Source organism: Kitasatospora sp. NPDC059088, assembly GCF_042738155.1.
Taxonomy (GTDB): domain Bacteria; phylum Actinomycetota; class Actinomycetes; order Streptomycetales; family Streptomycetaceae; genus Kitasatospora.
Window position 1 is genome coordinate 1 of the sequence record NZ_JBHYGR010000034.1, and the last position, 6,512, is coordinate 6,512.

General features: G+C 73.4%; 5 protein-coding genes. 3 read left to right on the forward strand and 2 right to left on the reverse strand.

Annotated elements, in window-relative coordinates; all coding sequences use genetic code 11:
- Positions 1-110: 110 nt before the first annotated feature.
- Entirely contained in the window at positions 111-2,675 is a 2,565-nt protein-coding gene (gene pepN / locus ACFWXO_RS17460) for an aminopeptidase N (protein WP_375893137.1), read from the reverse strand.
- Between the two features lie 227 nt (positions 2,676-2,902).
- Between pepN and ACFWXO_RS17465 the strand changes: the two genes are divergently transcribed.
- On the forward strand, positions 2,903-3,535 hold the full coding sequence (locus ACFWXO_RS17465; protein ID WP_380524784.1) for a DsbA family protein: 633 nt from the start codon (positions 2,903-2,905) through the stop codon (positions 3,533-3,535).
- 78 nt (positions 3,536-3,613) lie between these two features.
- Here ACFWXO_RS17465 and ACFWXO_RS17470 read toward each other — a convergent pair whose 3' ends face one another.
- Positions 3,614-5,026: an amino acid permease gene (locus ACFWXO_RS17470; protein WP_380524785.1), complete on the reverse strand. Its 1,413-nt coding sequence runs from the start codon at positions 5,024-5,026 to the stop codon at positions 3,614-3,616.
- Positions 5,027-5,291: 265 nt separating this feature from the next.
- Here ACFWXO_RS17470 and ACFWXO_RS17475 point away from each other — a divergent pair, with 265 nt between their 5' ends.
- Together ACFWXO_RS17475 and ACFWXO_RS17480 are read left to right on the forward strand one after the other, a co-directional pair.
- Positions 5,292-5,891, forward strand: a complete 600-nt coding sequence (locus tag ACFWXO_RS17475; protein ID WP_380524786.1) for a biotin transporter BioY — start codon at positions 5,292-5,294, stop codon at positions 5,889-5,891.
- A 54-nt stretch (positions 5,892-5,945) separates the two neighbouring features.
- Positions 5,946-6,431, forward strand: coding sequence for a ribose-5-phosphate isomerase (locus ACFWXO_RS17480; RefSeq protein ID WP_380524787.1), 486 nt, complete (start codon positions 5,946-5,948; stop codon positions 6,429-6,431).
- Positions 6,432-6,512: the final 81 nt, after the last annotated feature.

Here is a 6,512-nt window from a genome sequence, read left to right on the forward strand (position 1 = left end):
ACCCCGGGGCCCGCCGCCGGGGCCCCCCCGGCCCGGGCCGGCCCCCGGCGCCCACCGTTACGTCGGTGGGGCCCGCCGCCACGCGGTCGGCGGGCCCCTCCGCAGTGGTGTCAGGCCCGGTCGCAGGCCTGGGCGCGCAGGGCGCGGGCCAGGTCGTCCCGGCGCTCCAGCACCAGCCGGCGCAGCGCCGGCGCGGCCTGCGGGTGGCCGTCCAGCCAGGTGTCCGCCTCGGCCAGGGTGTGCTCGTCGGTCTGGGCGATCGGGAAGAAGCCGCCGACGATCCGCATCGCGATCTCGATGGTCCGCTCCGCCCAGACCTTCTCCAGCAGTTTGAAGTACGGCGCCGCGTAGAGGGCGGTCAGGTCGCGCTGGGCGGGGATCGCGAAGCCCGCGCTGTTGGCCTCGACCAAGGCGCTCGGCAGCTCGTCCGAGTCGATCACGGCCGACCAGGCGGCGGCCTTGGCCTCCGGGGTGGGCCGGGCGGCCAGGCACTGGGTGTACTGGCGCTTGCCGCCGGCGGTGTTGTCGGCGGCCAGCTCCCCGGCGAGTTCCTCGTCGCCGGCCTGTCCGGCGGCGGCCAGGGCCAGCCACAGCGCCCAGCGCAGCTCCTGGTCGACCTCCAGGCCGTCGATCCGGGCGCTGCCGGCCAGCAGCCCGCGGACCAGGCCGAGGTGCTCGGCGCCGCCCGCGGTCTGGGCCAGGAAGCGGGCCCAGGCGAGCTGGTGGTCGCTGCCGGGGACGGCCCCGCGCAGCTCGCGCAGGGCGCCGTCGGCGAGCCGGCGGGCGCCCTCGGCGCGCCACTCGGGGGCGGCGTACAGGTCGACGGCGGTCTTGGCCTGGGCGTGCAGCGACTGCAGCACGCCGATGTTGCCCTCCTGGCCGGCGAAGCGCAGCACCAGGGCGACGTAGTCGCGGGCCGGCATCAGGCCGTCCCGGGTGAGGTTCCAGACCGCGGACCAGGCGAGCGCCCGGGCCAGCTCGTCGCGGATGTCGCCGAGGCCGGTGCGCAGGGCCTCCAGCGAGTCGGCGTCGAAGCGGATCTTGCAGTAGGTGAGGTCCTCGTCGTTGAGCAGGACCAGGTCGGGGCGCTGACGGCCGACGGCCTCGGCGACGACGGTGCGGGCGCCGGTGACGTCCAGCTCGATCCGCTCGGTGCGCAGCAGGGCGCCGTCGGCGTCCCGGTCGTACAGGCCGACGGCGATCCGGTGCGGGCGCAGGACATCGCCGTCCTGGAGGACGGCGAGTTCGGTGATCCGGCCCTCGGCGTCGGTGGTGACCTGCGGGGTGAGCGCGTTGACGCCGGCGGTCTGCAGCCAGGCGGCGGCCCAGCTCTTGAGGTCGCGGCCGCTGGTCTCCTCCAGCACGCCCAGCAGGTCGCCGAGTTCGGTGTTGCCGAAGGCGTGCCGCTTGAAGTAGCGGCGGGCGCCCTCGAAGAAGGCCTCCGAGCCGACGTAGGCGACCAGCTGCTTGAGGACGGAGGCGCCCTTGGCGTAGGTGATGCCGTCGAAGTTGAGCTTGGCGTCCTCGAGGTCGCGGATGTCGGCGGTGATCGGGTGGGTGGTGGGGAACTGGTCCTGCCGGTAGGCCCAGGCCTTGCGCTGGTTGGCGAAGGTGACCCAGGCGGAGGAGTAGCGGGTGCGGGCGCCGATCAGGCCGTAGGAGCCCATGAAGTCGGCGAAGGACTCCTTGAGCCACAGGTCGTCCCACCAGCGCGGGGTGACCAGGTCGCCGAACCACATGTGCGCCATCTCGTGCAGGACGACGTTGGCGCGGGACTCGTAGGCGGCGTCGGTGACCTTCGAGCGGAAGACGAACTCCTCCTTGAAGGTCACGCAGCCCGGGTTCTCCATCGCGCCGATGTTGTACTCGGGGACGAAGGCCTGGTCGTACTTGCCGAAGGGGTACGGGTAGTCGAACTCCTCGTGGAAGAAGTCGAGTCCGAGCTTGGTGACGCCGAGGATCTCCTCCGCGTCGAAGTGCGGGGCGAGCGAGCGGCGGCAGAGCGCGGAGAGCGGGATCTCCAGGGTGGTGCCGTCGGCGAGTTCGCGGCTGTAGTGGTCGGTGACCACGTGGTACGGGCCGGCCACCACGGCGGTGAGGTAGGTGGAGATCGGCTTGGTCGGCGCGAACTCCCAGGTGCGGGTGTCGCCCTGGGCGGTGACGTTCTCGTGCACGGCGTTGGAGCGCACGTCCCAGGCGGCGGGGGCGGTCACCGTGAAGGTGAACGGGGCCTTGAGGTCGGGCTGTTCGAAGGTCGCGAACACCCGGCGGGCGTCGGCCGGCTCGTAGTGGGTGTAGAGGTAGGTCTCGCCGTCGGCGGGGTCGACGAAGCGGTGCAGGCCCTCGCCGGTGCGGCTGTAGGCGCAGTCGGCCTCGACGGTGAGGACGTTCTCGGCGGCCAGCCCGTCGATGTGCACCCGGGCGCCGTCGTAGGCGGTGGCCGGGTCCAGGGCGCGGCCGTTGAGGGTGACCGAGCGGACGGCGGGGGCCAGCAGGTCGAGGAAGGTGGCGGCGCCGGGCCGGTCGCAGCGGAAGGCGACGGTGGTGGTGGAGCGGAAGGTGGCGGCCGCCGGGTCGGGGGCCGAGCTCACGTCCAGCCGGACGCTGTAGCCGTCGACGGCCAGGACGCCGGCTCGCTGCTGTGCTTCCTCGCGGCTCAGGTTCTTGCCCGGCACGGCGGTACTCCTTTGTCCGGCCCGCACGGTGGTGCGTGCGTGGATGGTGCGGATCGGTGCGCGGTGTGCATCGCGCACGCAGGGGCATCCTTTCACGCCCGCCCCGGCCGGTACCATTGCACAGCCCGTCGCGTCCGGGGCCGGAATCAGCGGCGGCGCGCGGGTGTTGGGGTCCGGGTGGGGGCGACATCCCCTGCCTCGGAACACCTCACGAAGGACGAGACCCAGTGACGACTGCCGCTGAGCGCAAGACCGCCGACTTCTGGTTCGACCCGGCCTGCCCGTGGGCGTGGATGACGTCCCGCTGGCTGATCGAGGTCCAGCAGCTGCGTCCGGTCGACGTGCGCTGGCACGTGATGAGCCTGTCGGTGCTCAACGAGCACCGCGACCTGCCGCAGAGCTACCGCGAGCTGCTGGACAACGCCTGGGGCGCGGTGCGGGTCTGCGTCGCGGCCGCCCAGGAGCACGGCGACGAGGTGCTGGGCCGGCTGTACACCGAGCTGGGCCTGCGCTTCCACAACCAGGGCCTGCCGCAGAACCGGGAGACCGTCGAGGCCGCCCTGGTGGCCGCGGGCCTGCCCGTCGAGCTGGCGGACGCGGCCGGCACCGACGCGTACGACGAGGCCCTGCGCGCCTCCCACAAGGAGGGCATCACCCTGGTCGGCGAGGACGTCGGCACCCCGGTGATCGCGGTGGAGGGCGCGGACGGCGACCGGGTCGCCTTCTTCGGCCCGGTGGTCACCCCGGCCCCCAAGGGCGAGGCCGCGGCCCGGCTGTGGGACGGCACCCTGCTGGTGGCCTCCACCCCGGGTTTCTACGAGATCAAGCGCACCCGCACGGCCGGCCCGTCCTTCGAGTAGGCCCGGGCGGGCACGGCGAAGGCCCGGTACCCCGCGGGGTGCCGGGCCTCCGCCGTGCCGGGCGTTCGCCGTCGTCCGTCAGCGGGCCGCGGCCGCGGCCCGGCGCTGCTTGAGCAGCCCGGCCCCGCTCAGCAGGACGACCAGCACCCCGGCCGCGTACAGCTGCTGGCGGTTGCCCTCGGTGGTGGTCATCAGGGCGAGGATGCCGGCCACGGCGGCCGTCGCGACCCAGGTCAGGTACGGGTAGCCCCACATCTTCACGGTGAGCAGCTCGGGCGCCTCGCGCTCCAGCCGGCGGCGCATCCGCAGCTGGACGACGCAGATGAACAGCCAGACCACCAGGATGGCGACGCCGGTGGTGTTCATCAGCCAGGTGAACACGGTGTCCGGCCAGAACTTGGCGGCCAGCACGGCGCCGAAGCCGAACAGGCAGGAGGCCAGCACGGCCCGGCGCGGCACCCCGCCGGACACCTTGGCCAGCGCCTCGGGGCCCTGGCCGCGGCCGACCAGCGAGTACGCCATCCGGGAGGCGCCGTAGATGTTGGCGTTCATCGCGGACAGCAGCGCGATCAGCACCACCACCTCCATGATCGTCCCGGCCCCGGGCACCCCGAGGTGGCGCAGCACCGTGACGTACGGGCCGTCGGCGACGACCGACGGGTCCTTCCAGGAGACCAGGGTGACCACCAGGGCCATCGAGCCGATGTAGAAGATCGCGATCCGCCACACCGCGGTGCGCACCGCGTTGGCGACGTTCTTCTTGGGGTCGTCCGACTCGGCCGCGGCGATGGTGACCGTCTCCAGGCCGCCGTACGCGAAGACCGAGGCGAGCAGGCCGACGATCAGCCCGCTGACGCCGGTGGGCAGGAAGCCGCCCTGGCCGGTGAGGTTGGTGCTGCCGGGGGCGCCGGGGCCGATCACGCCGGCGACGCCGAGCCCGCCGATGACCAGGAAGGCGATGATCGCGGCGACCTTGACGGTGGCGAACCAGAACTCGAACTCGCCGAAGTTCTTCACCGCGGTGAGGTTGCTGGCGCAGAAGAAGACCATGAACAGGGCGACCCAGACCCAGGCGGAGACCCCGGGGACCCAGCCGTTGACGATCTTCCCGGCGGCGGTGGCCTCGGCGGCGACGCCGCAGCAGAGCATCACCCAGTACATCCAGCCGGCCGTGATCCCGGCCCAGGGGCCGATCTCCTTCTCGGCGTGCACCGAGAAGGAGCCGGAGGCCGGGCGGGCGGCGGACATCTCGCCGAGCATCCGCATGATCAGCATGACCAGCAGGCCGGAGAGGGTGAAGGCGAGGATGATCGCCGGCCCGGCGGCCGCGATGCCGGAGCCGGAGCCCACGAACAGGCCGGCGCCGATGACGCCGCCGAGGGCGATCATCGACAGGTGGCGCTGCTTGAGTCCGTGGCTGAGCTGCTGGCCACCGGACGGCGGGGGAGCCTCGGTGGTCCCGGGCGCCTGGGGCGCGGAGGTGGGGGCCATAGGGGTGGATCCAGACTGTGCGGAATGCGGCATGAGCTGTCCAATATCCGGGGACCCCGCTGTTCCTGCCAACGATGTCCGCCGCGGGCCCACCATGCGGACCGGGCGGTCACCGTGCGTGGCGGCCGGTTCGCCGAGAGTCGCCCGGAGCCGGTTCCGACAAGCTTCGTGGGCGGTGCTTTGTCCGAAACCGTGGCATCGGCGCGGTGGATCACCGCGTAGGTTCACAGGTGTTCACTCACCTGGACCTCACGGAGGAACCCCGATGGCCACTGCCACCACCCCGACAGCGCGTCGCGCCGTCCTCGCCGACCTGCTGCCCGCCGCCTCGACCCGCCTCGGCACCCAGGTCCGCGACCTCGCCCTGGTGGTCGGCGGCGCCGCGCTGACCGGTGTGGCCGCCCAGCTGTCGGTCAACGTGCCCGGCTCGCCGGTGCCGGTCACCGGCCAGACCTTCGCCGCCCTGCTGGTCGGCACCGCGCTGGGCGCCCGCCGCGGCGTCGCCTCGCTCGCGCTCTACCTGCTGGCCGGCGCGGCCGGCCTGCCCTGGTTCGCCGAGGGCACCTCCGGCTGGGCCATGCCGTCCTTCGGCTACGTGCTCGGCTTCGTCCTCGCCGCCGCCCTGACCGGCGCGCTGGCCCGCCGCGGCGCCGACCGCTCCCCGCTGAACACCGCGGTGACGATGGCGCTGGGCAGCCTGGCCATCTACGCCGTCGGCGTCCCGTACCTGGCGTTCAGCCTGCACGTCCCGCTGGCCCGCGCCGCCGAACTGGGCCTCTACCCGTACCTGGTCGGCGACGCGCTCAAGGCCGCCTTCGCCGCCGGCGCGCTGCCGCTCGCCTGGAAGCTGCTCGGCCGCCGCTGAGACCCGGACCCCCCGTTGTCGGGCCCGGGCGCACCCGCATGCCACACTCATGGCATGCGCGTGTACCTGGGCTCCGACCATGCCGGATACGAACTGAAGAACCACCTCGTGGAGTGGCTCAAGGGGGCCGGCCACGAGCCGGTCGACTGCGGGCCGCACATCTACGACGCCGAGGACGACTACCCGCCGTTCTGCCTGCGCGCCGCCGAGCGCACCGCCGCCGACGCGGACGCCCTCGGCATCGTGATCGGCGGCTCGGGCAACGGTGAGGCGATCGCCGCCAACAAGGTCAAGGGCGTCCGTGCGGCGCTGGCCTGGAGCGTGCAGACCGCCGAGCTCGGCCGTCAGCACAACAACGCCAACGTCATCTCCATCGGCGGCCGGATGCACACCGAGGACGAGGCCACCGAGTTCGTCGAGGTCTTCCTCAAGACCCCCTACAGCGGCGAGGCCCGGCACACCCGCCGGATCGAGATGCTGAGCGAGTACGAGACCACCGGCGAGCTCCCGCCGATCCCGGCCCCCCACCCCCCCGGGTGATACACCCCCCACCCACCGGGGGGGGGCCCCCCCCCCCGGGGGGGGCGAGCGGCCCGGGGCGGGCCCCCCCGCCGGGGGGTG